22 protein-coding genes are annotated in these 25325 nt (G+C 64.3%); 15 read left to right on the top strand and 7 right to left on the bottom strand.

What is annotated here, in order from left to right:
- Nucleotides 1–78 precede the first annotated feature (78 nt).
- From hutI to hutU, 3 genes are read left to right on the top strand one after another with little or no spacing between them, the layout of a single operon-like run.
- On the top strand, nucleotides 79–1293 hold the full coding sequence (hutI, locus tag BCCGELA001_RS26910; RefSeq protein WP_008562313.1) for an imidazolonepropionase: 1215 nt from the start codon (nucleotides 79–81) through the stop codon (nucleotides 1291–1293).
- Nucleotides 1290–2849: a histidine ammonia-lyase gene (gene hutH / locus BCCGELA001_RS26905; RefSeq protein WP_083543529.1), complete on the top strand. Its 1560-nt coding sequence runs from the start codon at nucleotides 1290–1292 to the stop codon at nucleotides 2847–2849. Before hutI ends, hutH begins: the two co-directional genes overlap by 4 nt.
- A 9-nt stretch (nucleotides 2850–2858) precedes the next feature.
- Nucleotides 2859–4529, top strand: coding sequence for a urocanate hydratase (gene hutU / locus BCCGELA001_RS26900; RefSeq protein WP_060736706.1), 1671 nt, complete (start codon nucleotides 2859–2861; stop codon nucleotides 4527–4529).
- Nucleotides 4530–4534: 5 nt separating this feature from the next.
- Here hutU and BCCGELA001_RS26895 read toward each other — a convergent pair whose 3' ends face one another.
- Complete coding sequence (locus tag BCCGELA001_RS26895; RefSeq protein ID WP_060737858.1) at nucleotides 4535–5155, bottom strand: TetR/AcrR family transcriptional regulator; 621 nt, start codon at nucleotides 5153–5155, stop codon at nucleotides 4535–4537.
- A 255-nt stretch (nucleotides 5156–5410) separates the two neighbouring features.
- On the opposite strand from BCCGELA001_RS26895, the gene BCCGELA001_RS26890 reads away from it, so the two are divergent.
- The 8 genes from BCCGELA001_RS26890 to BCCGELA001_RS26855 are packed head-to-tail and all read left to right on the top strand — an operon-like array spanning nucleotide 5411 to nucleotide 13774.
- Nucleotides 5411–6271 (top strand): FAD binding domain-containing protein, encoded by an 861-nt coding sequence (locus BCCGELA001_RS26890; RefSeq protein WP_008562331.1) that lies wholly within the window; start codon nucleotides 5411–5413, stop codon nucleotides 6269–6271.
- Nucleotides 6268–6792 (top strand): (2Fe-2S)-binding protein, encoded by a 525-nt coding sequence (locus BCCGELA001_RS26885; RefSeq protein ID WP_008562334.1) that lies wholly within the window; start codon nucleotides 6268–6270, stop codon nucleotides 6790–6792. Before BCCGELA001_RS26890 ends, BCCGELA001_RS26885 begins: the two co-directional genes overlap by 4 nt.
- On the top strand, nucleotides 6789–9164 hold the full coding sequence (locus BCCGELA001_RS26880) for a xanthine dehydrogenase family protein molybdopterin-binding subunit (protein ID WP_060736705.1): 2376 nt from the start codon (nucleotides 6789–6791) through the stop codon (nucleotides 9162–9164). The genes BCCGELA001_RS26885 and BCCGELA001_RS26880 overlap by 4 nt, the downstream gene beginning before the upstream one ends.
- Before the next feature lie 23 nt (nucleotides 9165–9187).
- The gene (locus tag BCCGELA001_RS26875) at nucleotides 9188–10429 is read left to right on the top strand and encodes an ABC transporter substrate-binding protein (RefSeq protein ID WP_060737857.1); all 1242 of its coding nucleotides are present in this window, start codon (nucleotides 9188–9190) and stop codon (nucleotides 10427–10429) included.
- Between the two features lie 10 nt (nucleotides 10430–10439).
- Nucleotides 10440–11315: a branched-chain amino acid ABC transporter permease gene (locus BCCGELA001_RS26870; RefSeq protein ID WP_060736704.1), complete on the top strand. Its 876-nt coding sequence runs from the start codon at nucleotides 10440–10442 to the stop codon at nucleotides 11313–11315.
- Nucleotides 11312–12310: a branched-chain amino acid ABC transporter permease gene (locus BCCGELA001_RS26865; RefSeq protein ID WP_060736703.1), complete on the top strand. Its 999-nt coding sequence runs from the start codon at nucleotides 11312–11314 to the stop codon at nucleotides 12308–12310. The genes BCCGELA001_RS26870 and BCCGELA001_RS26865 overlap by 4 nt, the downstream gene beginning before the upstream one ends.
- Entirely contained in the window at nucleotides 12307–13062 is a 756-nt protein-coding gene (locus tag BCCGELA001_RS26860) for an ABC transporter ATP-binding protein (protein WP_060736702.1), read from the top strand. The genes BCCGELA001_RS26865 and BCCGELA001_RS26860 overlap by 4 nt, the downstream gene beginning before the upstream one ends.
- A complete protein-coding gene (locus BCCGELA001_RS26855; protein WP_060736701.1) occupies nucleotides 13055–13774 on the top strand; it encodes an ABC transporter ATP-binding protein in 720 nt (239 codons plus the stop codon). The genes BCCGELA001_RS26860 and BCCGELA001_RS26855 overlap by 8 nt, the downstream gene beginning before the upstream one ends.
- 2 nt (nucleotides 13775–13776) lie before the next feature.
- Here BCCGELA001_RS26855 and BCCGELA001_RS26850 read toward each other — a convergent pair whose 3' ends face one another.
- From BCCGELA001_RS26850 to pstS, 5 genes are all read right to left on the bottom strand, one after another.
- Nucleotides 13777–15786, bottom strand: coding sequence for a putative bifunctional diguanylate cyclase/phosphodiesterase (locus BCCGELA001_RS26850; RefSeq protein WP_060736700.1), 2010 nt, complete (start codon nucleotides 15784–15786; stop codon nucleotides 13777–13779).
- A gap of 310 nt (nucleotides 15787–16096) precedes the next feature.
- Nucleotides 16097–16981, bottom strand: a complete 885-nt coding sequence (gene blaBJP, locus BCCGELA001_RS26845) for a BJP family subclass B3 metallo-beta-lactamase (protein ID WP_008562361.1) — start codon at nucleotides 16979–16981, stop codon at nucleotides 16097–16099.
- Nucleotides 16982–17272: 291 nt separating this feature from the next.
- Nucleotides 17273–18391 (bottom strand): hypothetical protein, encoded by a 1119-nt coding sequence (locus BCCGELA001_RS26840; RefSeq protein ID WP_008562362.1) that lies wholly within the window; start codon nucleotides 18389–18391, stop codon nucleotides 17273–17275.
- A 450-nt stretch (nucleotides 18392–18841) separates the two neighbouring features.
- A complete protein-coding gene (locus tag BCCGELA001_RS26835) occupies nucleotides 18842–19120 on the bottom strand; it encodes a hypothetical protein (RefSeq protein WP_008562364.1) in 279 nt (92 codons plus the stop codon).
- A gap of 164 nt (nucleotides 19121–19284) precedes the next feature.
- Nucleotides 19285–20340 (bottom strand): phosphate ABC transporter substrate-binding protein PstS, encoded by a 1056-nt coding sequence (gene pstS, locus BCCGELA001_RS26830; RefSeq protein ID WP_008562366.1) that lies wholly within the window; start codon nucleotides 20338–20340, stop codon nucleotides 19285–19287.
- A 393-nt stretch (nucleotides 20341–20733) separates the two neighbouring features.
- Between pstS and BCCGELA001_RS26825 the strand changes: the two genes are divergently transcribed.
- From BCCGELA001_RS26825 to BCCGELA001_RS26810, 4 genes are all read left to right on the top strand, one after another.
- Nucleotides 20734–21585, top strand: a complete 852-nt coding sequence (locus tag BCCGELA001_RS26825; protein WP_060736698.1) for a 3-hydroxybutyryl-CoA dehydrogenase — start codon at nucleotides 20734–20736, stop codon at nucleotides 21583–21585.
- Nucleotides 21586–21721: 136 nt separating this feature from the next.
- Complete coding sequence (locus tag BCCGELA001_RS26820; protein ID WP_008562378.1) at nucleotides 21722–22186, top strand: group III truncated hemoglobin; 465 nt, start codon at nucleotides 21722–21724, stop codon at nucleotides 22184–22186.
- A gap of 234 nt (nucleotides 22187–22420) precedes the next feature.
- Nucleotides 22421–23077, top strand: coding sequence for a QcrA and Rieske domain-containing protein (locus tag BCCGELA001_RS26815; RefSeq protein ID WP_060737856.1), 657 nt, complete (start codon nucleotides 22421–22423; stop codon nucleotides 23075–23077).
- A gap of 137 nt (nucleotides 23078–23214) precedes the next feature.
- A complete protein-coding gene (locus BCCGELA001_RS26810; RefSeq protein ID WP_060736697.1) occupies nucleotides 23215–24960 on the top strand; it encodes a methanol/ethanol family PQQ-dependent dehydrogenase in 1746 nt (581 codons plus the stop codon).
- 107 nt (nucleotides 24961–25067) lie between these two features.
- Here the strand turns inward: BCCGELA001_RS26810 and BCCGELA001_RS26805 are convergent, their stop codons facing one another.
- Nucleotides 25068–25325: a hypothetical protein gene (locus BCCGELA001_RS26805; protein WP_008562384.1), complete on the bottom strand. Its 258-nt coding sequence runs from the start codon at nucleotides 25323–25325 to the stop codon at nucleotides 25068–25070.

The following is a 25325-nucleotide window of genomic DNA, read 5'->3' as shown; positions in this document are numbered from 1 at the left end:
ACGCCGGCTGGACAGAACGATCCCACGATTATATGTCTAGACATATAAGTCAAGCATCCCACGCGAAGGGACCGTTGCATGGCAGAGCGCTTCGACCGGATCTGGCACAATGCCCGGCTCGCCACGATGCGGGCCGACCGTCCCGATCTCGGAGAGATTGAGCGTGGCCTGATCGCCGCGCGCGGCGGCCGCATCGTCTATGCGGGTGCGCAAGCTGATTTCCCGGCAAATTCTGATGCGGCCGAACGGATCGACTGCGGAGGACGTTGGATCACGCCGGGTCTTGTCGATTGCCACACCCATCTCGTCTATGGCGGCAACCGCGCGCATGAATTCGAGCTGCGCCTGAAGGGCGCGAGCTACGAGGAGATTGCGCGCGCCGGCGGCGGTATCGTCTCGACGGTGGCCGCGACACGCAAGGCGAGCGAAGCCGAGCTTGTCGCGAGCGCGTTGCCGCGGCTCGACGCCTTGATCGCCGAGGGCGTCACCACGATCGAGATCAAGTCCGGATATGGGCTCGATACTGCAACCGAAACGCGCCAGCTCGCCGCGGCGCGCAGCCTTGGCCGGGAGCGGCCCGTTGCGATCCGCACGTCGTTCCTGGGGGCGCACGCGCTGCCGGTCGAAGCCAATGGCGACAAGGATCGTTACATCGATCTCGTCTGCAACGAGATGCTGCCCGCCGTCGCGAAGGCCGGCCTTGCCGATGCCGTCGATGCCTTCATGGAGGGCATCGCGTTCTCGGCCGAGCAGACCGCACGGGTGTTCGAGACGGCGAGGCAGCTTGGACTGCCTGTCAAACTCCATGCCGATCAGCTGTCGAACCTAGGTGGTGCTGCGCTTGCGGCGAAATTCTCCGCGCTCTCGGCCGATCACCTCGAGCACACCGACGAAGCCGGCGCAGCCGCGATGGCGAAGGCGGGTACCGTGGCGGTGCTGCTGCCCGGTGCATTCTACTTCATTCGCGAGACGCAGAAGCCACCGGTCGAGACGTTCCGCAAGACTGGCGCCTGCATGGCGCTGGCGACCGATTGCAATCCCGGCAGTTCGCCGCTGACCTCGCTGCTGCTCGCGATGAACATGGGCGCGACGCTGTTTCGGATGACGGTTGCCGAATGCCTTGCCGGCGTCACCCGCGAAGGCGCGCGCGCTCTCGGCGTGCTGCAGGAGACTGGTACGTTAGAGGCCGGCAAATGGTGTGATCTCGCCATCTGGGATATCGAGCGGCCGGCCGAGCTAGTCTATCGCATCGGCTTCAACCCGCTGCAACGCCGAGTATGGAGGGGGCAGTGACAGGGCAGGGCGCGACCATCGTCGTCAAGCCGGGAACGTCCAGTCTCGACGATCTCGCGCGCGTGCTCGAGGGAGCTTCCGTCGTGCTCGATGCCTCGTTCTGGCCGCGCGTCGAGGCCGCGGCGGAGATCGTCGCGAAGGCGGCGCGCGCCGACGCGCCGGTCTATGGCATCAACACCGGCTTCGGGAAGCTGGCGTCGAAGCGCATCCCGCCCGATCAGACCGCGCTGCTCCAGCGCAATCTCATCTTCTCGCATTGCTGCGGCGTCGGCCAGCCGACACCCGAGCCGATCGTCCGCCTGATGATGGCGCTGAAGATCGTCTCGCTCGGCCGCGGCGCCTCTGGCGTGCGCCGCGAGGTGATCGAGCTGTTGCAGGATATGTTGACCCGACAGGTCTACCCATTGGTGCCACAGCAGGGGTCAGTCGGCGCCTCCGGCGATCTTGCGCCGCTGGCGCATATGACGGCCGTGATGACCGGAGAAGGCCAAGCGATCGTTGACGGCAAAATTGTATCCGGCGCCGATGCGCTCAAGGCTGCCGGCCTGGCGCCACTGACGCTCGGCCCGAAAGAGGGGCTCGCGCTGATCAACGGCACGCAGTTCTCGACCGCCTACGCCATATCAGGCGTGCTGCGCGCATTCCGCCTGGCGCGTGCCGCGCTCGTGACCGGTGCATTGTCGGTGGACGCGGCGATGGCCTCGACGGCGCCGTTCCGTCCCGAGATCCAGGCGCTGCGCGGCCATGCCGGGCAGATCGCTGCGGCGGCGACGTTGACGGCGCTGCTCGACGGCAGCGACATCCGCCTGTCGCATCTCGAAGGCGACGAGCGCGTACAGGATCCCTATTGCCTGCGCTGCCAGCCGCAGGTCGCCGGCGCCGCACTCGACCTGATCACGCAGGCGGCGCGCGCGCTGATGGTCGAGGCCAACGCTGTCACCGACAATCCGCTGGTGCTGGTTGAGACCGGCGAAATCGTCTCGGGCGGCAACTTCCACGCCGAGCCCGTGGCCTTTGCCGCCGATGCGATTGCACTCGCGCTCTCGGAGATCGGTGCGATCAGCGAGCGGCGCATCGCCACGCTGGTCGATCCCGCGCTCAATTTTGGCCTGCCGCCGTTCCTGACGCCCGATCCCGGCATCAATTCCGGCTTCATGATCGCCGAGGTGACGGCGGCCGCGCTCTATGCCGAGAACAAGCAGCGCGCAGCTGCCTGCTCGATCGATTCGACGCCGACCAGCGCCAACCAGGAAGACCATGTCTCGATGGCTGCACATGCCGCGCGGCGGCTCTCCGACATGTCCGACAATCTCGCCGCCATCCTCGGCATCGAGCTGCTCGTGGCCGCCCAGGGCATCACGCTGCGCGCGCCGCATGCGACCAGCGCGCCGCTCGCTGCCGTCATTGCCAAGCTGCGCGAGCACGTGCCCGCGCTCGGTGCCGACCGCTATATGGCCGGCGATCTCGCCAAGGCAGCCGCCTTGATCGAAGCCGACGCGCTGCCGGCGATCGCAATCACCGCGCTTCCATCCGATCCGTTTCCGAGACTTGATTAAGAGGTCCGCATGAACCGCCGACTGGACAATGACCGCATCATCCGCGCCCCTCGCGGCAGCGACATCAGCGCCAAGAGCTGGCTCACGGAAGCGCCGTTGCGCATGTTGATGAACAATCTCGATCCTGATGTCGCGGAGCGCCCGAGCGAGCTAGTCGTCTACGGCGGCATCGGCCGCGCCGCACGCGACTGGGACAGCTTCGACCGGATCGCGGCGGCCTTGCGCTCACTCGAAGCCGACCAGACGCTGCTGGTCCAGTCCGGCAAGCCGGTCGGCGTGTTCCGCACCCACGCCGACGCGCCGAGGGTGCTGATCGCAAACTCCAACATCGTGCCGCATTGGGCGACGCTCGATCATTTCAACGAGCTCGATCGCAAGGGCCTGATGATGTACGGCCAGATGACGGCCGGCTCCTGGATCTATATCGGTAGCCAGGGGATCGTGCAGGGCACCTACGAGACCTTCGTCGAGGTCGGCCGTCGCCACTATGGCGGTAGCCTCGCCGGCAAATGGATTCTCACGGCCGGTCTCGGCGGCATGGGCGGCGCGCAGCCGCTGGCCGCGACCATGGCCGGCGCCTCGATGCTCGCGGTCGAATGTCAGCCGAGCCGTATCGAGATGCGGCTGCGCACCGGTTATCTCGATCGCCAGGCTGCGACCCTCGACGAAGCCCTCGCGATCATGGCAGACGCCGCGCAGACAAAGAAGGCGGTCTCGGTCGGCCTGCTCGGCAATGCCGCGGAGATTTTTCCGGAGCTGGTGCGCCGCGGCGTCAGGCCCGACATCGTCACCGACCAGACCAGCGCGCACGATCCGATCAACGGATACTTGCCGAAGGGCTGGACGCTGGCGGAATGGGAAGCCAAGCGCGGCTCCGCTCCGAAATCGGTCGAGCGCGCTTCGAAAACTTCGATGGTCGAGCATGTCCAGGCCATGCTGGATTTCCACGCGCAGGGCATCCCGACGCTCGACTACGGCAACAACATCCGCCAGATGGCGCAGGACATGGGCCTGAAGAACGCCTTCGATTTCCCGGGCTTCGTACCTGCCTATATTCGCCCCTTATTCTGTCGCGGCGTCGGGCCGTTCCGCTGGGCTGCGCTGTCGGGCGATCCCGAAGACATCTTCAAGACCGACGCCAAGGTCAAGGAGCTGATGCCTGAGGACAAGCATCTGCACAATTGGCTCGACATGGCCAAGGAGCGCATCAAGTTTCAGGGCTTGCCGGCGCGGATCTGCTGGGTCGGTCTCGGTGATCGCCATCGCCTGGGCTTGGCCTTCAACGAGATGGTGGCGCGCGGCGAGTTGAAGGCGCCCATCGTGATCGGCCGCGATCACCTCGACAGCGGTTCAGTGGCGAGCCCCAACCGCGAGACCGAGGCGATGAAGGATGGGTCGGGCGCGGTGTCCGATTGGCCCTTGCTCAATGCGCTGCTCAACTGCGCCAGCGGCGCGACCTGGGTCTCGCTGCATCATGGCGGCGGCGTCGGCATCGGCTATTCCCAGCACGCCGGCATGGTGATCGTCGCCGACGGCACGCCGGAAGCGGCCAGGCGGATCGAGCGCGTGCTCTGGAACGATCCCGCCAGCGGCGTCATGCGCCATGCTGACGCGGGTTACGACATCGCGATCGACTGCGCCCGCGACAAGGGGCTCGATCTGCCGAGCCTTGCGAGGTAACGCCTTCAGTCGCTCTCCAGGAGCCTCGGCATCGTCGTCTTGGCGCCGTCCATGAAGGTCTGGACGGCGTCGCGGACAATCGCGTCGAGATCCGGCGGGATCGGCGTCGCATAGATGAATTTGCGGATGGCGAGATAGAAGATGCGGCCGTGCAGACCCCAGAATAGCTCGGTCTCGCGTTCACTCAACGAGTGTGCTTTCGCGTCGGGCAGCTTCAGTTCATAGCGCAACTCGCCAGCGGCGGGCTCGATGATCTCGCGCCTGACGATGTCGAGATAGCGGCCGGTGATGCCGAACGATTTCATGCCGGAGAAGACGAAGATCCGCACCCAATTGTACTCGAACACGCGTTCGACATAGTCGAGATAGAAACGCGTGAGCCTGGCCTCCAGCGGCAAGGTCCGGTCGCGGATCATCGGTCCCCAGTCCGGCGACCAGCGGCTGAGATAGACCTCCTGGTAGACCCGCTCGATCAGCGCTTCCTTGCTCGGGAAGTGGCGATAGATCGCCGAATGCGTAATGCCCATGCGCTTGGCGAGCTCGCGGGTCTGGCCCTCGAAGCCGCGCTCGGCGAAGAAGCGGATCGCTTCCTCCACGATCGCGCGCTCGCGATCGGCCGCACGCATGTTGCGGCGCTTTGGCGCAGACTTGCTGCCTGTCTCGGTCCGCTTGCGAACCGCACGCTTCGAAGTTTTCTGCGCTTTCCGGGCCATTTCGTCGCTGAATCGAACGTCTTGCCTCCTTCATAGCCCAAGCTGGTTTTGTGACCAAATGGTCATTTCCTGTTGACCGGCCTCCGGCGCCGTGTCAGGATTTTGAGACCAGGTGGTTACAAATCTGGCATCCCGGCTGATGAGCCGACGGATATCGGGGAAACGGCAGTGAAGGCGAAGGCTTTCAGCTATTTTCGTGCTGCGACGATCGACCAGGCGCTGGACGCTCACGCGCGCGCCGGGGACGATGCGCGCTTCATCGCCGGCGGCCAGAGCCTCGTCCCGGCGCTGTCGCTGCGGCTGCAGGCGCCGCGGCTATTGATCGACATCACCCATATCAACGAGCTGCGCGGTGTCACGCGCGAGGGCGGCCACTTGCGCATCGGCGCGCTGACGCGTCATTGCGAGATGCTGAGCGAGCCGTTGATCGCCGAATTCGCGCCGCTCCTGCATGCGGCCGCGCCCTTCGTCGCCCATCCCGCCATCCGCAACCGCGGCACGTTCGGCGGCAGCGTCGCGCTGGCCGATCCCGCATCCGAATTTCCGGCGATGACCCTGGCGCTGGATGCCGAGATCGAAATCGCAGGCCCTTCCGGTCGCCGACGGGTGAAGGCGGATGATTTTTTCCTCGGCCTGTTCGAAACGGCTTTGCAGCCGGGCGAGCTGATCACCGCGGTCCATGTTCCGCTGTTTAGGGCCGACCAGCGCTTTGCATTCGACGAGCTGGCGCGACGGCGTGGCGATTACGCGCTGGTTGGCTGCGGAATATTGGCGACTTTCATCGACGACCGCATTGACGACATCCGCATCGCGTTCTTCTCCGTCGGCGACACGCCGACACGGGCGAGGAGTGCCGAGGCGGCGCTGATTGGCAAAGGACTCGATGCCGACCGTATCGCTGCTGCACAAGCCGCGCTCGAAGGCGATCTCGCGCCGCCGGAGAGCGACGAGGTGCCGCCGGCGATGCGGCTGCATCTCTCCCGCGTGCTGCTCGGCCGCCTGCTCGGACGTCTCGGCGAGGGCTCATGAGCGGCTTCGAGGACAGCCTGCTGGACGAGGTGGACGAGACCGTCCGGATTCGCCTTGTCGTCAATGGCCGCAAGGTTGTCTGCGAGGTCGCGCCGCGTCACACGCTGGTCGATTGCCTGCGCGACACGCTCGAGCTGACCGGCACGCACGCCGGCTGCGAAATGGGCGCCTGCGGAGCCTGCCTGGTGCAGCTCGATGGCCGCGCCGTACATTCCTGCCTGGTCTTCGCGGTGCAGGCCGACGGCGCGACCGTCAACACGATCGAAGGCCTCACCGAGAGCGGTGTGCTCGCCGAGCTCCAGGCCGAATTCCACCGTCGCAATGCGCTACAATGCGGCTTCTGCACGCCGGGCATGCTCGTCAACGCCCATGAACTGCTTTCGCGGGTGGCACAGCCGAGCCGCGAAGAAATCCGCGACGCGCTGTCGGGCAATTATTGCCGCTGTACCGGCTATGAAGCGATCATCGATGCGATCGACACCGTCGCCAAAGCGCGCAGTGAGAACGGAGGCGCGACATGAGCGCACCGCTGACCTCCCTGGATCGCCCGAACTCCTATATCGGCCGCTCTGTGCCGCGGCCGAACGCAAAGCGCCTGCTCGCCGGGCGCGGGCGCTATGTCAGCGATCTCCGCCTGCCGCGCATGCTCCATGCTGCGTTCCTGCGCAGCCCGCATGCGCATGCTAGGATCGTCGCGATCAATACTGACGAGGCGCGCACGCTCGAAGGCGTGCATCTCGTCGCGACGGGTGGAGACCTTGCCAAGATCTGTACACCTTGGATCGGCACGCTCGACCATTTCAAGGGCATGACCTCGGCACCGCAACTGCCGTTGCCATTGGATCGCGTGGTCTGGGCGGGTCAGGCCGTGGTCGCGGTCGTCGCCGAGAGCCGCGCGATTGCCGAGGATGCGCTGGAGCTGATCGAGGTCGACTACGAGGACCTTCCTGTGGTCGTCGATATCGACAGCGCGCGTGAGGCCGGCGGCCCGCTGGTCAATCCCGGCAGCGCCAATAACACCTGCTTCCGCAGCCAGCTCGACAACGGCACCGTCGACGACGCATTTGCAAACGCCGCCCACGTCGTGGAGGAGGAGTTCTCCTTTGGTCGCCACACTGCGGTGACGCTGGAGCCGCGCGCCATCGTCGCGGATTACGATCCGGCGGCCGGCATGCTCACCGTGCATCACGCGACGCAGACGCCCTACCAGTTCCAGGATCTCTATTCGCGCCATTACGGTATTGCCGAGGCCCGTGTTCGCGTGATCGCGACCGACATTGGCGGCTCCTTCGGGATGAAGCTGCATGTCTATCACGAAGACATGGCGGTGGTCGGCCTTTCGATCCTGCTCGGCCGTCCGGTCAAATACGTTGCCGACCGCATCGAGTCCTTCGTGTCGGACATTCACGCCCGCGACCACCGCGTCCGCGCCCGGATGGCGCTGGATTCCAGGGGCGAGATCCTGGCAATGGACGTGCTGGACCTAACCTCGATCGGCGCATTCTCGACCTATCCGCGCACCAGCGTTGTCGAGGGCAACCAGGTGATCCGCCTGATCGGTGCGCCCTATCGCTTCAAGAATTATCGCGCCACGCTGGAGGTGATCTTCCAGAACAAGGTGCAGACCAGCCAGTACCGTGCCGTCGGCCATCCGATCGCCTGCGCGGTCACCGAGCGCCTCGTCGACTTGGCGGCCGCGAAGCTCGGCCTCGATCCCTTTGCCATCCGCGCGCAGAACGTGATCGCGGACGATGCCTATCCGCAGACCTCACCGACCGGCTATCGTTTCGAGGCCTTGTCGCACCAGGCCTGCCTCAAGCGTCTGCACGAGCTGATGAACTATGGCGCGCTGCGTGTCGAGCAGGCGGACTTGCGCAAGCGCAGCGTCTACCGCGGCATCGGCATTGCCACCTTTGTCGAGATCACCAATCCAAGTCCTGCGTTCTACGGCGTGGGCGGCGCGCGTATTTCGTCGCAGGATGGGGCGATCCTCAGCCTGACGCCGTCGGGCGAGGTGCGCTGCCTGATCTCGGTGACCGAGCAGGGGCAGGGCACCGAGGCGATCATCAGCCAGATCGTGGCCGACCAGCTCGGCCTTGCGCAGGAGCACGTCAAGGTCATCACCGGCGACACCGAGGTGACGCCGCATGGCGGCGCCACCTGGGCCTGCCGTGGGGCCGGCATCGGCGGCGAGACCGCGCTGCAGGCCGCGCGTGCGCTCAAGCGCAACATTCTGGAGATCGCCGCGCTGATCCTTCAGGAGCAGCCGTCGGCGCTCGACATCATCGATGGTGAAGTGGTCGACGCCGGCACGCGGAACCAGCGGCTGCCGATCGCGGAGATCGCGCGCATCGCCTATTTCCGCTCCGACACGTTGCCGCCCGGCACGCAGGCGCAGCTCACCGTCAGCCACCATTTTGCGCCGCAGGGCTATCCCTTCGCCTTCACCAACGGCATCCAGGGCTGCTCGCTCGAAGTCGACGTCGAGACCGGCTTCGTCAAGCTCCTCAAACATTTCATCGTCGAGGATTGCGGCCGCGTCATCAATCCGATGCTGGTGGACGAGCAGCTCCGCGGCGGCATCGTGCAGGGGCTGGGCGCGGCGCTGTTCGAGGAGTGCCGCTACAGCGAGACCGGGCAGCTCATGAACGGCTCGCTTGCCGACTATCTCGTGCCGATGCCGATGGAGATGCCCGACATCGTCATCGCCCATGTCGAGACCCCGACTGCCGACACCGAGCTCGGCGCCAAGGGGGTTGGCGAGGCCGGCACGGCGGCGGCCTCCGCCTGCGTGCTCAACGCCGTCAACGATGCGCTTGCGCCGTTCGGCGCGACGATCAACGCCGTCCCGATTACGCCCGCAAGAGTCCTGAAAGCCCTGAAACGATTCTAGAAAAAAGACAGTTGGAGGAAATCATGCCTAAATCCGGTTCGACCCTGCGGATATCCCGCCGCACCGCGCTCGCCGGCCTCTCGGCCAGCGCAGCATTGCTCGCCATGCCCCGGCTCGGCCGTGCCGCGGACGAGACGATCCGTATAGGCTTTCCGACGCCGCTGACAGGCCCGTTCGCGGCGGAAGCGCGCGACCAGGTCAAGTGTGCCGAGCTCGCCGTCAAGCTCGTCAACGACAAGGGTGGCATCGGCGGCCGCAAGGTCGAGCTGCTGGTGCGCGACGACAAGCTCAATGCCGGCGAGGCCGCGACCCGCACCCTGGAGCTGATCGAAAAGGACAAGGTTCACGCCGTGGTCGGCGCGCTCTCCAGCGCGGTGCAGCTCGCGGTCAACGAGGTCACCCGCGCCCGCGGCGTGATCTACGTTTCCATCAGCCAGTCCGATACCATCAACGAGGCCAAGGATTTCAGCAAATACACCTTCCACGAGGCTCTGAACCCGCACATGACCACTGCCGCGGTGGCGCGGCAGACCCTGAAGAAGGGGATGAAGGTCGCCCATCTCGTCGCCGATTATGCCTACGGCCATGAGATGCTGCGCGGCTTCAAGCGCGCGCAGACGGCGATCGGCGCGGAGAGTGTCGGCGAGATCCTGCATCCGTTCGGCGCCGCTGATTATTCCACCTTCATGCCGCGCCTGATGTCGATGCGCCCGGATGTGCTCTGCATCTCCAATTTCGGCCGCGACCAGGCCAATGCGATCAAGCAGGCCGTGGATTTCGGCATCAAGCAGCAGATGAAGATCGTCGTGCCCGTCATCCTCCACAACCAGCGGCTCGCGGTCGGTCCCGACGTATTCGAGGGCGTGGTCGGCGGCGCCAACTATTATTGGGGCCTGGAGACGCAGAGCAAATCAGCAGCCGCCTTCAACACGGCGTTCAAGGCCGCCAATGGCGGCGCGATCCCGACCGACTACGGCGCCTACGGCTATTCCGGCGTCGGATCGCTGCTTGCGGCCATGCAGGCCGCGGGCGGTACCGATACGGACAAGGTCATCGATGCCCTGGAGAAGCTGCAATATGATCTGACCAAGGGTCCGCAGCATTACCGCAAATGCGACCACCAGTCGGTGCAGTCGGTGCTGGTGCTGGAGTCCAAGAAGAAATCGGCCATGGCTGGCGACAACGATCTGTTCGCGATCCTCGCCAACGACGCCGGTTCCGATGGCATGCTGCGGACCTGCAGCGAACTCGGCCACGCCACTTAAGACTGAGACGATGGATCTGTCGCTGATCATCATGCAGCTTCTCTCCGGGATCGCCCTTGGGGCGGTCCTGGTGATCACTGCGCTTGGCCTGACGATCGTGTTCGGCATGCTCGGGGTGGTGAATTTCGCCCATGGCGCGCTGTTCATGATCGGAGCCTATGCGGGCCTCTATCTGGCATCGCTCACGGGGAGCTTCTGGTGGGGGCTGCTACTGGCTCCCATCCTGATCGGCGCCTTCGGCATGCTGATCGAGTTCGTCCTGATCCGCAGGCTCTATGGACGCTCGATCGACGATCCGCTGCTGCTCACCTTCGGCCTCAGCTACATCCTGGTCGAGGGCGTGCGCATCGTGTTCGGCAGCGACGGCATCCCATTTCCGACCCCGCCGCAACTGATCGGCGTGCTCGATCTCGGTATCGGCTTTTTTCCGCGCTACCGCCTGTTCGTCATCGTGCTGGTCGCAGTAGTGTTGCTTGCGCTCTGGCTGACGTTGGAGAAGACCCGCGTCGGCTTGATCGTGCGGGCCGGTGCGCGCGACCCCACCATCATGCAGGTGCTCGGCGTCGACATCGGCCGGGTGTGGCTCGCGATCTTCGGGCTCGGCGTTGGGCTGGCTGCGCTTGGCGGCGTGCTCGCGGGGCCGATGCGTAGCGTAAATCCCGAGATGGGGTCCCTGGTGCTGGCGGAAGCGTTCGTCGTAACCGTGATCGGCGGCCTCGGCTCGATCGTCGGTGCGGTCGTGGCCGGGCTCATGGTCGGCATTTCCATCAGCCTGGTGGCGCTGTTCGCGCCGGAGATGGCGACCATCGTCATGTTCGCGCTGATGGCGGTGGTGCTGCTGATCCGCCCGCAGGGTCTGTTCGGCGTCAGAGGGAGGACGGCATGACGTCATCACCGGGCGGCCAAACTCTCGCCAAATCTGCACCGGGCGGATTTGACCGTATTCTCGACCACCGCGTGCTGCTCTCGATTGCGGTGCTCGCCATATTGCCCTGGCTGCTGCCGTCCAAGGCGCTGGCGGTCAACGTCCTGATCTACGGCGTCGTGGTGATGGGCTACAATCTGCTGTTCGGCTACACCGGGCTGTTGTCGTTTGGCCAGGCCGCGTTCTTCGGTGCGGGCGCCTATTTTACGGGGATCGCGATCGGCCGATATGGCGTGCCCTGGTTTGCGGCGGTGGCGATTGCGGTGCTGCTCAGCACCTGCCTGGCAGCCCTGATCGGCATCGTCTCGACGCGCACCCGTGGCATCTACTTCTCCATGGTGACGCTCGCTTTGGCGCAACTCGTCTACTATGTCGCGCTCCAGGCGGCCTCCTTCACCGGTGGCGAGAACGGACTGCGCGGCTTCACCGTCGACCGCATCAGCCTGTTCGGCCTTCAGGTCAACTTCCTCGATCCTGTCAACAAGTACTACGTGCTGATGGTCTTTGCGGCATTGGCGATGTGGTTCCAGTCGCGCATCCTGAACTCTCCATTCGGCGCCGTCATCGAGGCGATCCGCGAGAACGAGCAGCGGGCGCGGGCCTGCGGCTATGACGTCGAACGCAGCAAGCTGGTCGTGTTCATGCTGTCGGGCGCGATCTCATCGCTCGGCGGCTGCATGCTGGCGCTGCATCTATCGATCGTGCCGCTCGACATCCTGCACTACCAGACCTCGGGCATGATCGTGATGATGGTGCTGCTCGGCGGCGCCCGCAGCTTTTTCGGACCGTTCGTCGGTGCTGCCAGCTTCCTGATCCTGGAGGACGTCATCTCGCTCTGGACGCCGCATTGGCAGATCTTCGTCGGCGCGATCTTCGTCCTGTTCGTGCTGTTCCTGCCCAAGGGTATCTGGGGGACGCTGCTGGATGCCCTTGGCTTCGGAAAGGCGCGGCCATGAGCGCCGAGCTGCTTCGGGCCGAAGGCATCGGCAAACGATTTGGCGGTTTCACTGCGCTTGAAGGCATCACCGTGTCGTTCGCGGCCGGCCAGCTGACCTCGATCATCGGGCCGAACGGCGCCGGCAAGAGCACTTTCTTCAACATCCTGTCCGGCGCGCTGACGCCGACGTCGGGCAAGCTGCATTTCAGGGGACGTGAGCTCAACGGCCTGCCGCAGCACCGCTTCGTGCATCAGGGCATTTCGCGGTCGTACCAGATCACGAACATCTTTCCGGACCTGTCCGTGCACGAGAACGTCCGCGTCGCGGCACAGGCGCTGACCGTGAGCTACGACATCTGGCGAAACCGCACCCGACTGACCGAGCTGAACGCGAGTGCCGATGCGGCGCTGGACGCGGTCGGATTGCTCGGCAAGCGCGGCGAACTGGCAAAATTCCTGTCGCACGGCCAGCAGCGCGCGCTGGAGATCGCGATCGCATTGGTATCCGAGCCGGAATTGCTGCTGCTGGACGAGCCGACCGCCGGCATGGGGCCGGAGGAGACCAAGGACATGGTCGCGCTGCTCGAACGCCTCGCAGAGAAGCGCACCGTGCTGCTGGTGGAGCACAAGATGAAGATGGTGCTGGGACTGTCGAAGCGCGTCGTCGTGCTGCACCACGGCCGCCTCCTTGCCGACGGTGCGCCGGACGAGATCAGGAGCAACCCGGAAGTTCGCCGGGTCTACCTGGGACAGAGTGAAGGCTATGGCTGAGACCGCGCTGCTCGACATCGAAGATCTCCATGCCTGGTATGGCGCAAGCCATATCCTCCACGGCATCTCACTGCACGTGAACGCCGGCGAAGTGGTCGCGCTCGTCGGCCGCAACGGCGCCGGCAAGACCACCACCTTGCGGGCGGTGATGGGCCTGATGCCGAAAGCTCAGGGCCGCGTGCGCTTCGCTGGCAGGGAGCTGTTGCCCCTGCGGGCGCATCAGCGCTTCCACCTTGGCCTCGCCTATGTGCCCGAAGAGCGCCGCATCGTTCCCGGCCTGTCGGTGCGCGAGAACCTCCGGCTCGGCCTCGTCGCCGCGGGCAGCGACGTCGAGGAGCGCGCGGCCATCGACGAGATCGCCGAAACCTTTCCGCGTCTGAAGGAGCGCCTCGACCAGGAAGGCGTGACGCTCTCCGGCGGCGAGCAGCAGATGCTGGCGATCGCGCGGGCGCTGATCGCGAAGCCCAAGATGATCCTGCTCGATGAGCCCTCCGAGGGCATCATGCCCGTGCTGGTCGAGGAGATGGGCGTTCTGTTCCGCCGCTTGCGCGACGAGGGCAAGACGTTGCTGCTGGTGGAGCAGAACGTCGAATGGGCGCTGCGGCTGGCCGACCGCGCAGTGATCATCGATCAGGGCGAGGTGGTGCATCAGAGCAGCGCGGCGGCGCTGCTTGCGGACACGGACATCCAGGAACGTTACTGCGCGGTCTGACGTCAGGCCACGACCTTGGCTCCGCCGCCCTCAAGACGAAGCCGTTCGTCCGCCAGATAGGCGCCAATCGCGTTGGCAGGCATGGGCTTGGCGAAATGATAACCTTGGATGAAGTCGCACCCGAGGCGGCGCAGGGTGTCGAGCTGCGCGCGCGTCTCGACGCCCTCGACGACGCAGGCGATCTCCATGTCGTCGCACAGGCCCGTGAGCGACTTGATGATCTTGTAGCTCACGGGATTGTCGTTGATGTCGGAAACGAAGCTGCGGTCGATCTTGATCATGTCGAGCGGCAGCCGGTGCACATGGCTCAGAGACGAATAGCCGGTGCCGAAATCGTCCAGCGAAACGCCGCAGCCCATTGCCTTCAGGGTCGCGACCGATTGCTGCGCGCGCACGAAGTCGAAGGTGACCGCGGTCTCGGTGATCTCGAAATCGATCCGATGCGGTGGCAAACCACTCTTCTCGATGATGGAGATCAGCGGCAGAATTCCCTCCGCCGCGCAGACGTCGTGGGCGGAGAGGTTGAACGACAGGCGGATGTGATCGGGCCAGGTCTTGGCGGTCGCGAGCGCGCGAACCAGCAGCGCCTGCGTCAGCGGGCGGATCAGGCCGATGCGCTCGGCGGCCGGAATGAAGTCCGCGGGCGAGACCAGTCCGAGGCGGGAGCTGTGCCAGCGCGCGAGGACCTCGAAGCCGGCGGTGTGCTCACTCATAGCGTCCACGATCGGCTGGAACACCAGATCCATCTCAGTGCCGAGGTCGGCGCTGCGGAGCAGATTCTCGATGACGCCGCGGCTGCGGATCTCGGCCTCGAGCTCGCTCGAGAAGATGACGGTGCGGCCGCGCAGATGGCGCTTGGCGTGATAGAGCGCATAGTCGGCGCATTCATAGAGTGCCTCCGACGTCGCCGCGGAGTTCGGGAACAGCGCGAAACCAATCGAGCAGGACAGCCCGGTATGAGCGGTGTCGAGCTGGTAGGGCAATTTGACCTGACTGCCAATGCGTTCGCCGAGCCGCATCAGATCGGCATCGTCGGGATCGCCGCACACAACGAGGCCGAACTCGTCGCCGCCAAGCCTGGCGAACTCCACGCGCTGCGGGCCAAAGCCCTTGCAAACCTCGCGGATGCGTTTGCCGGCCTCGATCAGGACACGATCGCCGACGGTGTGGCCGTAATTGTCATTGATCGGCTTGAAGCCGTCGAGATCGATGATTCCGACCGCGACGCGAACGCCCCTGCGCTCGGCATCGGTGAACGCGCTCGACAGCTCGGCGAAGAAGCGGCGGCGGTTCGGCAGCTCGGTGAGGGAGTCGAGATTGGCAAGGCGGAAGTTCTCGTCCGAGAGCGCCTGCGTCGCCGCCTGCTGCGCGAGCAACGACTTGCGGCTCGCGACGAGATCGGCGAAGTCGCGGTAGTAGATGAACAGCACCGTCACCATCGCGCCGGAGACCAGGAGATTGTTGACGGCGATCGCTTTCAGCGTCGGCTCCCCGGTGGCGAAGAAGAACAGCACATAGGGCACGTCGACGATCAGCGTCACGATCAGCGCCGCCGAACGCAGATGCATCAGCGAGAAGATGCAGCCGATCACGGTGACCGCCATGTAGAAGGCGACTTGGCTCTTGGCGAAGGGATCGCCGTAAGGGTAGAGCGCGAAGGACCAGACGGTGAAGCCGGCACCGATCGGCAGGGTCAGCCAGTTGGTGGCGCGCAGATTGCGCAAGATGTCGGCGTCGCTGCGCACGAGGTGGCGTTGACGCAGCCACCAGTAAGTGCGCAAAGCCGCGAGCACGGTGAGCACGCTCGGCACGATCATCGTCAGCCAGTCCGGCGCCACGTTCACATAGGTATAGGCGACGGCGATCGTGTTGCTCATGAGGATGAAGTAGAGCAGCGGGACCTGCTTGGAGAAGGCGTCAAACTGCGCGCGCATCAAGTCCGGATTGTCGGCCGGAACGCGAAACAGCCGTATTGCGGCGGCCAAATGAGATTTCAAATCGGCAACAGGCATTGAAATACGAGTCCCGGATCCCTGAAAAAACGCCGGCGATCTTGCACGGCCCGGGTAAAGGGCACGTTAGATCGGGTTCCGTCGGACAGGGCTGCGCCGGTTGCATGAGACCGCGGGGGCCCTAGAACCGTGCAATGGTGATGCTCTGTTAAGCATGCCGGGCGCCCAGGTCGGACGCTTCGGCTGCGTCAGGTGGTTTGCGGCTACGTCCTGCTAACCATGCCCGGCGCAGCGTATTGTCGCACGTCAGCGGCCCGGGCTGACGTGCTGGTTCGCCTCTCTGCGCTGGGAGGATGAAACGTGGTCGCCGCTATTTCTTGTCCAGCGCCGCGGTCTGCTTGGCCAGCTGCTTGTCGAAATCATCGGAAAGGCCGGCGATGTAGGTTGCGAGCTCCCCCGGCTTGACGAAGGGATTCGGTACGCCGTCCTTCATCTCCGCGCGCTTGGCCTGCATGCCATAGACTTCGGGATGAGGCCCGAGCAGCACGTCGATCTTCATCGCCTTAGCCTTGGCGTAGGTCGCGCGGTAGTCGTCGACGATGCCCGGATAGGTCGGCTGCCCGACCAGCCTGTTCAACGCCACCGTGCCGCTGCAGAAGAACAACACCTCGCGGTTCTGATCGCCGTCCTTGACGCTCATCTCCCAGCTCGTACAACCCGGCGAGTGGCCGGGCGTTGCGTGAGCGGTCAGCGTGACATCGCCGAGCGTGACCTTGTCGCCTTCCTTCACGGTGCGGTCCACCTTCACCGCGGGAAAGGCGAGGTCCTGGTTTTTTTCGTCGCCGGGATAGTAACCGCCTTCGAGCAGCGGCTTGTCGCGCTCGCCGGCCACGAGCTGCGCACCGGTCTCTTTCTTGATCTCGGCGAAGCCGCCGGTGTGGTCGAGATGCGCATGCGAGTTGAGGATGAGTTTGATATCGGAAACCTTGAAGCCGAGCTTGGCGATGTTGTCCTTGATCATGCCGGTCGACTGGGGCATCGCGGTGTCCATCAGGATCAGGCCCTGCGATGTCTTGATGACGTAGACGGCAATGCCGCCGGTGCCGACATAGTAGATGTTGCCGATCAGCTGGAACGGCTCGAACGGTGCCGTCCACTTCTGCATGGCCGCCGCCAGGAAATCCTTGATGGTCTGCGCCTGCGCGCCGGTCGTAAGCAGCACGATTGCGCATAGTGCGGCCGTGAGCCTTCTCATGGTTCATCTCCCAGATTGTTCTTGTCGTTTCGATCGGGCGCGGACGTCGGTGGCTCGACCGCTGCGCAAATTACTTCGTGGCGGACGTTGCGGGCAACTTCGTGTCTGGAGATATCTGATGTGCCGCGCGAGAATAACGGCAAGTCGGCCGAAGGCGCTACGAGCAACTTGGCGCCCGATCGCCACGGGGGTAACCGTCTGACGCGGCCGTTTGCCCGCCGCGAGGACGGGTTGCGCGATGCAGAAGGCAATCCCCAGCACTTCGCGCGCTGATGGTCGCAGAGGAAAGGATCAGGCGAGCGCGGCTTGGCGTTCGCGCACGGGCTCGCGGACCCGATCGGGTTTCGCAGGCTCTGCGAGACGCGTAAAATTGCGCTGGCTCGCGTGCACGGGCGCCTCGACGATGACCCCCTCGCAGACGATCTGCCCGCCGAGCATCTTGAACTCCAGCTTGTCGTAGCGGGGCATCGTCTCGCCCGGCGCGGGCGGCAGCAGCCCGATACTGCCCTGGATGTTGAGCGTGGCATCGCCGGTGCCGTGAAGACGAGGATTCCACATCCTGACGCCGGTTTCCGCCCAGCGCTGCCGGATCAGTGCGGCGCGATCGGCGGGTTCCGCTGGGCGCGCCCGAACGTTCCGCACGTTACGTGCTTCGGAAGCGGGACTGACAGGGGCGGGGGGCTCGATATTCGTGACGGCGGCGTCTGGTTCGGCAGACCGAGCCTCCGCATCGATGGTTGCGGCGGCCGGAGGATCATTTGCTGGGAGCGGCGTAATCTCGACGTTTGGAGAAGAGCCGCCGTCGGAGCTGGCGTCCGCCGCAACGCTGTCGGCGTCGACTGCGGGGATTTCGTTGACCAACGGATCGATGGCTGTGGAGACGACGAGCGAGGGACCGTGCTCGGCGACGGCGTCGGGAACTTCCTTCAGCGCGGTCTCGACCCTGGCCGACGAAAGCGGCAATACCTCTGCAACGACGGGTTCAAACGGAGTCGGGATATCAGAAGAGATATCGGTGACGACATCGGCAGCTGCGACTGGCTCGTGCGTGAGATCCGGCGGTGAAACCGAAGCCTCTTCGACGGCAGGCACCGCCAAAACCGCCTCGGCCTCTGTCGGCGACTCTGGAGCTGAAGCGTCGTTGGCGCAAATGTCGGTCGACGGGCTCTCCGCGACGGCACAAACAGCCGTGTCATTCTCCGCGGCCGGCGGAGCCGCAACCGCGAGGTCAGCCCCATCATGCTGTGGCGCCACGCCGATATCTGCGACTGGAGCCGGCGCAGTTTCCACGACGTCGACAATGGTGGCCGGACCAGCTGCGGCACTCGGCGCGATGTCAACACTGCCGCCGCGCGGTGAAGACCGAAGCCGGGTGAACGCCCATTTCACCGCAGGGATGCGGCGCAGCAACGATATCAGTCTCGAAAGCACTGGGAGTTGTCCAAGAGGTACTCGGCGTGAGGCAATCGCTGATTCGCCAGCAATGTGAAAAACTGCCCCGGCCGTCACACCGATGTCAATGTAGGTGGGACCAATTGCAGAACATCGGTGCATCGTGAGGAGTGGTGCGCGATGCTGGCGTGATCATCGCTACAGTGCGTTCCGGCGACATCATCGCGGCTGCTCTTCTGTCGAGAAGGAGCGAACGCGGGATCTCCGGGACATGCCCTAGGCGAGACTCTTATCGTCGACCTTGCGTCTGACATCGACGGCGACGAACTCTGACTGCCCAGAACACGAGCGGATGAACGAGCCGGCTCTCAGGGTGTCCTGAGCGTCATGAAGAATCGGCCGGCCACTGATCGGTCCCGCGCCGGGGAGAGGAGCCTCGGCCCCTCTCCAGATTTCGAGCGGGGCGCTTTATTTGCCTGCGCCTGCGCCTGCGCTCCCGCCGGCCTGGCTGCCCATGTTGTTGGTGTTGCTGCCGCCGGCCGATGGGGTCTGCGCACCCTTGCTGTCGCTGGCCTCGTTTTGCATGTTCGACGAACGGCCTGTCGTCATCCCCTTGGTGCCGGGCCCTCGCGACGAGGGACCGACGTCGCCCTGGCCGGATGCGCCGGGGGCGGGCTGTGTCTGCGCGACGGCGCCGCCGGTCGCCAGGGCCATGATGCATGCGGATGCCAGAATGATCTTTTTCATTGTCGTCTCCTTGACTTCACCTCGAAGACAACCTGCCGCTGCTGACGACGTTCCCATCGCCGCCGATGTCGGGGCCGTTCCGTTCAACCGCGACGAGTGAGGAACCTCTCGTGTGTTCGCATCAGCGTGAAAGTCGCCGGGATAGCGCGAGGTCTGCCTTGGGCTCAGTGCTCGACGTCGGCTGATGCAGAGACCGTCTCGGCCGCTCCGATGCTTTTTCGCCAATAGTGATCGATCTGGTCGATCAAGAGGAGCGGCAGCGGCACGTAGTTGAGCGTTTCGGCATGCGATCTTCCGCCTACGAGCGACCAGCGGACGAAGTCCATGGCAGCTGCCGACCGCTCCGGAGATTTCGGCTCCTTCGGCATCAGCACGAAGGTCGTGGCCGTGATGGGGTAGGCGTCTTCGCCGGGCGCGTCGGTCAGCACCAGATGGAAGTCCTTCACCGCTTTCCAGTCCGCACTGGAGGCTGCGGCCTTGAACGATCCTGCGTCGGGGATCACGAAATTGCCGGCGCTGTTCTGCACCAGGCCGAAGGAGATCTTGTCGAGCCGTTGCAGTGCGTAGGTGTATTCGAGGTAACCGATCGAGCCCGGAACGTGGCTGACCAGCGAAGCGACGCCCTCAATGCCGTTGCCGCCCACTCCGCGCGGCCACTTGACCGATGTGCCTTCACCGACGCTCGTCTTCCATCGTGGGCTGACTTTCGAGAGGTAGTTCGTCCAGTTGAATGTCGTGCCGGATCCGTCGACGCGATGGACCACGGCGATCGGCGCATTTGGCAATCTGATGTCGGGATTGATCTCGCTGATGGCCGGATCATTCCATGATTTGAGCTTGCCGAGATAGATGTCGGCGAGCACCTGCCCGGTGAAACGGATCTGTCCGGGCCTGACACCGGCGATATTGACGACCGGCACGACGCCTCCGATCACGATCGGGAATTGCATCGGGCCGAGCCTGTCCAACTCGTTGGGATCGAGGGGCATGTCGCTTGCGCCGAAATCGACGGCCTCGTTCTTAATCAAGTCGACCCCGATGCCCGAGCCGACTGCTTGATAGCTGACGGCATGGCCTGTCTTGGTATTATATGCGTCGATCCATTTGGCCATCACAGGGGAAACGAAGGTCGAGCCAGCCCCTTTGGTTTCGGCTGCCAAGCTTTGCGTGGCGGCCAGCAGAGCGGTAAGAATGACCGGGAGCTTGATGTGTTTCGTCATGGGTCTGACGCCTAGCAGCTGAGGCACGAAGCCAGTGTGGCCTGTCTCACAATCACGCCGAGAGGAATTCGCGCTGGCGATGGCGTAGCAATCACACCACAGCGCTGGCGTGCACCGCGTCATCCGATCGGGCGAGGTCGAGGTGGTCCGAGGTCTGCCGAGCTTGCCGCGTCTCCTCTGCGAGGGCGCTGGGGCGGGGCGCAAATTCGGGCAAACCGCTTGGCAGGCCGCCAAATCCTGCCCTCTAGCGACCGAATGGCGGCTTTATTCCCGCCTCGGATGCGTTAAGGAACAGGATCGGGTCGCGCCAGCCCAATGCCGGTGCTAGACCCTGACCAGGAACAATGGCCAGGCCACACTGGTACGGGCCGCAAGCATGAAGGATGTGACGCAATGATCCAAACCGTTGGCATCATCGGGGCAGGGACCATGGGGAACGGCATCGCGCAGGTCTGCGCGGCGGCTGGGCTCTCGGTCGTGATGGTCGATATTTCCGATGCGGCGGTGAACCGCGGCCTTTCGACTGTCGGCGGCAGCCTCGAGCGCCTGGTCAAGAAGGAAAAGATGTCGGCGGCTGACCGCGAAGCGACGCTCAAGCGCATCACCGGCACCACGGACCGGGCGAAGCTGTCGGATTGCGATCTGGTCATCGAAGCCGCGACCGAGAACGAGGAGCTCAAGGTCAAGATCCTGAAGGACCTCTGTGCAACCTTGTCGCCGCGCACGCTGGTTGCAACCAACACCTCGTCGATCTCGATCACGAAGCTCGCCGCAGCGACCGACCGCCCCGATCGCTTCATCGGCATGCATTTCTTCAACCCGGTGCCGGTCATGGCGCTGCTGGAGTTGATCCGCGGCTTGCAGACCTCCGACGACACCCACGCCAAGGCGCTGGATTTCGCCAAGCGCGTCGGCAAGGTGGCGATCACGGCCAAGAACAGCCCGGGCTTTGCCGTCAACCGCATCCTGTGCCCGATGATCAACGAGGCGATCTTCGCGCTTCAGGAGGGAATCGCGACGGCGGAAGAGATCGACGCCGGCATGAAGCTCGGCTGCAACCATCCGATCGGACCGCTGGCGCTTGCCGATCTGGTCGGTCTCGACACCATGCTGTCGGTGATGGAGGTCTTTTACAAAGGCTTCAACGACCCTAAATACCGGCCAGCCCCCCTGCTGAAAGAGATGGTCGATGCCGGCCATCTCGGCCGCAAGACCGGGCAGGGCTTCTACACCTATAACGCCTGATGAAGGCACCGGCGGCGGGTCTCAGCGTCCGCCGCCAGATCCCGCAATTTGCGCTGCGACAAAGACGCCGTGCGCAATTGGCCCGACAATGCTGGACGGGCGGCTCGCGGGAACAATCGAACGGATAACAGAGGACATGTCAGATCGACTGAAGGCCGAGCGCGAGGCGGCGGCTGCGCGGCGGAACCTGCTGACCCAGGATGCGATCGAGCGCACCGGGATCACCGAGGAGATGATCGGGGAACTCGTCACTCGCTTCTACGGACGCGTGCGCGAAGACGCACTGCTCGGTCCGGTCTTTGCGATCGTCCAGAACTGGGACGAGCACCTCGCTAAGCTCCGGGATTTCTGGTCGTCCGTCGTGCTGATGAGCGGCCGCTATCATGGCTCGCCGATGCGGGCGCATCTGCCGCTGAGTCTGGTCGGCGATCATTTCGACCGCTGGCTCGATCTGTTCGAGCAGACCGCACGCGAGGTCTGCCCGCCCGCGGCGGCCGCGCTCTTCATCGACAAGGCGCGGCGCATCGCCGACAGCTTTGAAATGGCATCGGCAACCGTCGCAGGCCGTATCGCATCGCCGCGTCACGTGCTCCGGTCGTAAGGCGATCTGCGCCGCTTTTGCACTGCGCACCGAGAGCGCGGTGCACCAATTCCAACATCATTGGCCTGATCTGCAAAATCGTCATGCTGATCGCGCGGTGTGACGTTGAAATTGCAAAAATGCCTTTGAATGCATTTATGGTCCCGCAATCAAAGCGAGCAAAGCCATATTGATGCACTGCGGCGCCAATTCTTCGCCTTGTTTTCGGCAGAGTTCCAGCGCCTGCTATCGGGCATGTCGAGCGCACCGTTCAACGACCCTTCCTCATCATCATCCGATCATGACGCGGAACTTGAAGCCGATGCGGGCATCGAGCAAACGCGGCGAACGCTGCTGCTCGGCGCGCTTGCGACCACCGCTTGCCTCTGCTGTTCGCCGCCGGCGCGCGCGGGCGAAGATCCGCCCGGTTCGGACGAACGGCCCCAGAAGGGCGATGTGCTGGTGTTCTCGGAAGGCGACCAGGAAGGCAAGCTCATCACCGCATCCGATCTGAAGGCTGGCGGGCCGCCGGTCCATGCCTGGCCGAAGGATCCCAATACATCCGTGGTGCGCAGTGCCTCACGGCTCAACGAGATCCTGATCATCAAGCTCGATCCCGCCGATCTCGACGAGAAGACACGCGCGCGTGCCGTCGACGGCATCATCGCCTATTCCGCGATCTGCTCGCATGCGGGCTGTCCCGTCACCGCCTGGGTGAAGAGCGACGTCGGCGACAAGGAGGTGTTCAAGTGCATGTGCCACAACTCCGAATTCGATCCTCGCGCGGGCGCGCAGGTCGTGTTCGGGCCGGCACCGCGACGGCTTGCGGCGTTGCCGCTGGCGCTCGCTGACGGCGCACTCAGCGTCGCCGGCAATTTCATGGGAAAGGTAGGTGGCACGCAGCCAGGATGACGGCGGGTTGCGGGCCATGCCCGCGTCACGAGAGGCCGCATCCGCCGACGGGCGGACGACGGGACGAACGACAAGAAACAACAAGAACGACAAGAATTCACAACAAGAATTCAAACGGATGAAAAAGGGGAACGTCCATGAAAACTTCCACCAGGAAGCAATGGTTACTGTCCGGCTTCGTCGCCTTTACGTGTCTTGCTTCAACTCTTGCCTCGACCGTCGCCATATCAGGTCCGATCGAGAATTACTCTCCGGTCACCGCGCAGCGATTGGAAAATCCCGAGCCAAGCAACTGGATGCTCTACCGGCGCACCTATGACGGGCACGGCTATAGTCCGCTCGATCAGATCAACACCTCGAACGTAAAGAACCTCACGCCGGTCTGGACCTTCGCCACCGGCGTGGTCGAAGGCCATCAGGCACCGCCGATCGTCAACAATGGCGCGATGTTCGTGACGACCCCGATGGGGCAGGTGATCGCGCTGAATGCGAAGACCGGCGACGAATACTGGCGCTACAAGCGGCAGCTTCCTGACGATCTGTTCCAGCTGCATCCGACCAACCGCGGCGTCGGCCTGTGGGAGGACAAGCTCTACCTCGCCACCACGGACGACCACGTGGTCGCGCTCGATGCCAAGACCGGCAAGGTGCTGTGGGACACCAAGGTGCAGGACTACAGGAAGGGCCAGTACCTGACCCTGATGCCGTTGATCGTCGACGGCAAGGTCATCGTCGGCGGCTCCGGCGGCGAGTTCGGCGTGCGCGGTTACGTCGTGGCTTATGATGCCAAGGACGGCAAGGAGCTGTGGCGGACCTACACCATCCCCGGCGAAGGCGAGCCCGGTCACGACACCTGGCAAGGCGACGACTGGAAGAACGGCGGTGGGTCGGCCTGGATGACCGGCAATTACGACAAGGAGACCAAGACGATCTATTGGGGCATCGGCAACGCGGCGCCATGGCCCGGCGAAACCCATCCCGGCGACAATCTCTATACTGCATCCGTGCTCGCGCTCGATCCCGACACCGGCAAGATCAAGACCCATTTCCAGTATCATCAGAACGATTCCTGGGATTGGGATGAGGTCGAGGCGCCGATGCTGATCGATCTGCAACGCAACGGCCGCACCATCAAGAGCCTGGTCCATCCGGGCCGCGACGCGATCTTCTGGGTGCTCGAGCGCACGCCGACCAAGATCAACTATGTCGCCGGCTGGCCGTTCGTCTACACCGACGTCTGGAAGGGCATCGACGAGACCGGCAAGCCGATCGTGGATCCCGCGCACAAGCCGGTGATCGGCAAGCGCGTCGAGTTTTGTCCGTCGCTGTGGGGCGGCAAGGATTGGCCGTCGGCGGCCTACAGCCAGAGGACCGGGCTCGTCTACGTGCCTGCCAACGAGAATTTCTGCGGTGGTTTCACCGGCGAGAAAGTGCCGCTCAAGCCGGGCGAACTCTGGCTCGGCACCAAGCCGGAAGACATCGGCCTGAAGACGAGACCGGGCGCCGATCATTTCGGCGAGCTGCAGGCCTGGGACCCCGTCACGGGCAAGAAAGTCTGGCAGCACAACTTCCCCAAGTCGCAACTGTTCGGTTCAGTTACGGCGACGGCGGGCGATCTCGTCTTCGTCGGCGGGACCAACGACCGCAACTTCCGCGCCTTCCACGCCAAGACCGGCGAGCTGCTGTGGGAACAGAAGACCAACTCCGGCATCGTCGGCATGCCGGTGTCCTATGAGATCGACGGCACGCAGTACATCGCGATCCAGTCGGGCTGGGGCGTGGACGCACAGCGCATCCAGGATGCACTCGTGACCAACAATATCGGCATCGAAGCCAACGTGCCGCAGGGCGGCGTCGTCTGGGTATTCGCGCTGAAGAAATAGCTCCGCGGGCGGATCGAAAGAGGCGGAGCGATAGGGGGGTGGCGAATGCGGCGGACGGCAACGTCCGCCGCATTCTTGCTTGTGCCTTGCTATGCTGGCCGTCGCGCCTACTTCCCCTGCCTGTCGACCTTGTCCTTTTCCTTCTGGTTCATCTCGCGAATCTTCGGATCCGGATTGTGCTGGCCCGTCGTCTGGTTCGCCGAGGGAGGCTGGGCATTGGCGTTGGGCAGCGAGTTCTGGTCGGGCCCGGCCGGGCGCGTGGCCGTAGTCGGCGGGGCGGTATTGCCTTGGGCGAACGCGCCCGATGCGGTTAAAAGAAAGGCGCCCGACAGCGAGACTGCGAGCGCCTTTGAGATGTTGATCAT

It is taken from the genome of Bradyrhizobium sp. CCGE-LA001 (assembly GCF_000296215.2).
Taxonomy (GTDB): Bacteria; Pseudomonadota; Alphaproteobacteria; order Rhizobiales; family Xanthobacteraceae; genus Bradyrhizobium.
This window is presented reverse-complemented; position numbering and strand designations above follow the sequence as displayed.

What these genes read in the sequence shown, in the direction of transcription:
- hutI (WP_008562313.1), top strand. Translation starts at nt 79, where the DNA reads ATGGCAGAGCGCTTCGACCGGATCTGGCACAATGCCCGGCTCGCCACG.
- hutU (WP_060736706.1), top strand. Translation starts at nt 2,859, where the DNA reads ATGAACCGCCGACTGGACAATGACCGCATCATCCGCGCCCCTCGCGGC.
- BCCGELA001_RS26895 (WP_060737858.1), bottom strand. Translation starts at nt 5,155, where the DNA reads ATGCGTGCGGCCGATCGCGAGCGCGCGATCGTGGAGGAAGCGATCCGC.
- BCCGELA001_RS26885 (WP_008562334.1), top strand. Translation starts at nt 6,268, where the DNA reads ATGAGCGGCTTCGAGGACAGCCTGCTGGACGAGGTGGACGAGACCGTC.
- BCCGELA001_RS26880 (WP_060736705.1), top strand. Translation starts at nt 6,789, where the DNA reads ATGAGCGCACCGCTGACCTCCCTGGATCGCCCGAACTCCTATATCGGC.
- BCCGELA001_RS26875 (WP_060737857.1), top strand. Translation starts at nt 9,188, where the DNA reads ATGCCTAAATCCGGTTCGACCCTGCGGATATCCCGCCGCACCGCGCTC.
- BCCGELA001_RS26870 (WP_060736704.1), top strand. Translation starts at nt 10,440, where the DNA reads ATGGATCTGTCGCTGATCATCATGCAGCTTCTCTCCGGGATCGCCCTT.
- BCCGELA001_RS26865 (WP_060736703.1), top strand. Translation starts at nt 11,312, where the DNA reads ATGACGTCATCACCGGGCGGCCAAACTCTCGCCAAATCTGCACCGGGC.
- BCCGELA001_RS26860 (WP_060736702.1), top strand. Translation starts at nt 12,307, where the DNA reads ATGAGCGCCGAGCTGCTTCGGGCCGAAGGCATCGGCAAACGATTTGGC.
- BCCGELA001_RS26855 (WP_060736701.1), top strand. Translation starts at nt 13,055, where the DNA reads ATGGCTGAGACCGCGCTGCTCGACATCGAAGATCTCCATGCCTGGTAT.
- BCCGELA001_RS26850 (WP_060736700.1), bottom strand. Translation starts at nt 15,786, where the DNA reads ATGCCTGTTGCCGATTTGAAATCTCATTTGGCCGCCGCAATACGGCTG.
- blaBJP (WP_008562361.1), bottom strand. Translation starts at nt 16,981, where the DNA reads ATGAGAAGGCTCACGGCCGCACTATGCGCAATCGTGCTGCTTACGACC.
- BCCGELA001_RS26835 (WP_008562364.1), bottom strand. Translation starts at nt 19,120, where the DNA reads ATGAAAAAGATCATTCTGGCATCCGCATGCATCATGGCCCTGGCGACC.
- pstS (WP_008562366.1), bottom strand. Translation starts at nt 20,340, where the DNA reads ATGACGAAACACATCAAGCTCCCGGTCATTCTTACCGCTCTGCTGGCC.
- BCCGELA001_RS26825 (WP_060736698.1), top strand. Translation starts at nt 20,734, where the DNA reads ATGATCCAAACCGTTGGCATCATCGGGGCAGGGACCATGGGGAACGGC.
- BCCGELA001_RS26820 (WP_008562378.1), top strand. Translation starts at nt 21,722, where the DNA reads ATGTCAGATCGACTGAAGGCCGAGCGCGAGGCGGCGGCTGCGCGGCGG.
- BCCGELA001_RS26815 (WP_060737856.1), top strand. Translation starts at nt 22,421, where the DNA reads ATGTCGAGCGCACCGTTCAACGACCCTTCCTCATCATCATCCGATCAT.
- BCCGELA001_RS26810 (WP_060736697.1), top strand. Translation starts at nt 23,215, where the DNA reads ATGAAAACTTCCACCAGGAAGCAATGGTTACTGTCCGGCTTCGTCGCC.
- BCCGELA001_RS26805 (WP_008562384.1), bottom strand. Translation starts at nt 25,325, where the DNA reads ATGATCAACATCTCAAAGGCGCTCGCAGTCTCGCTGTCGGGCGCCTTT.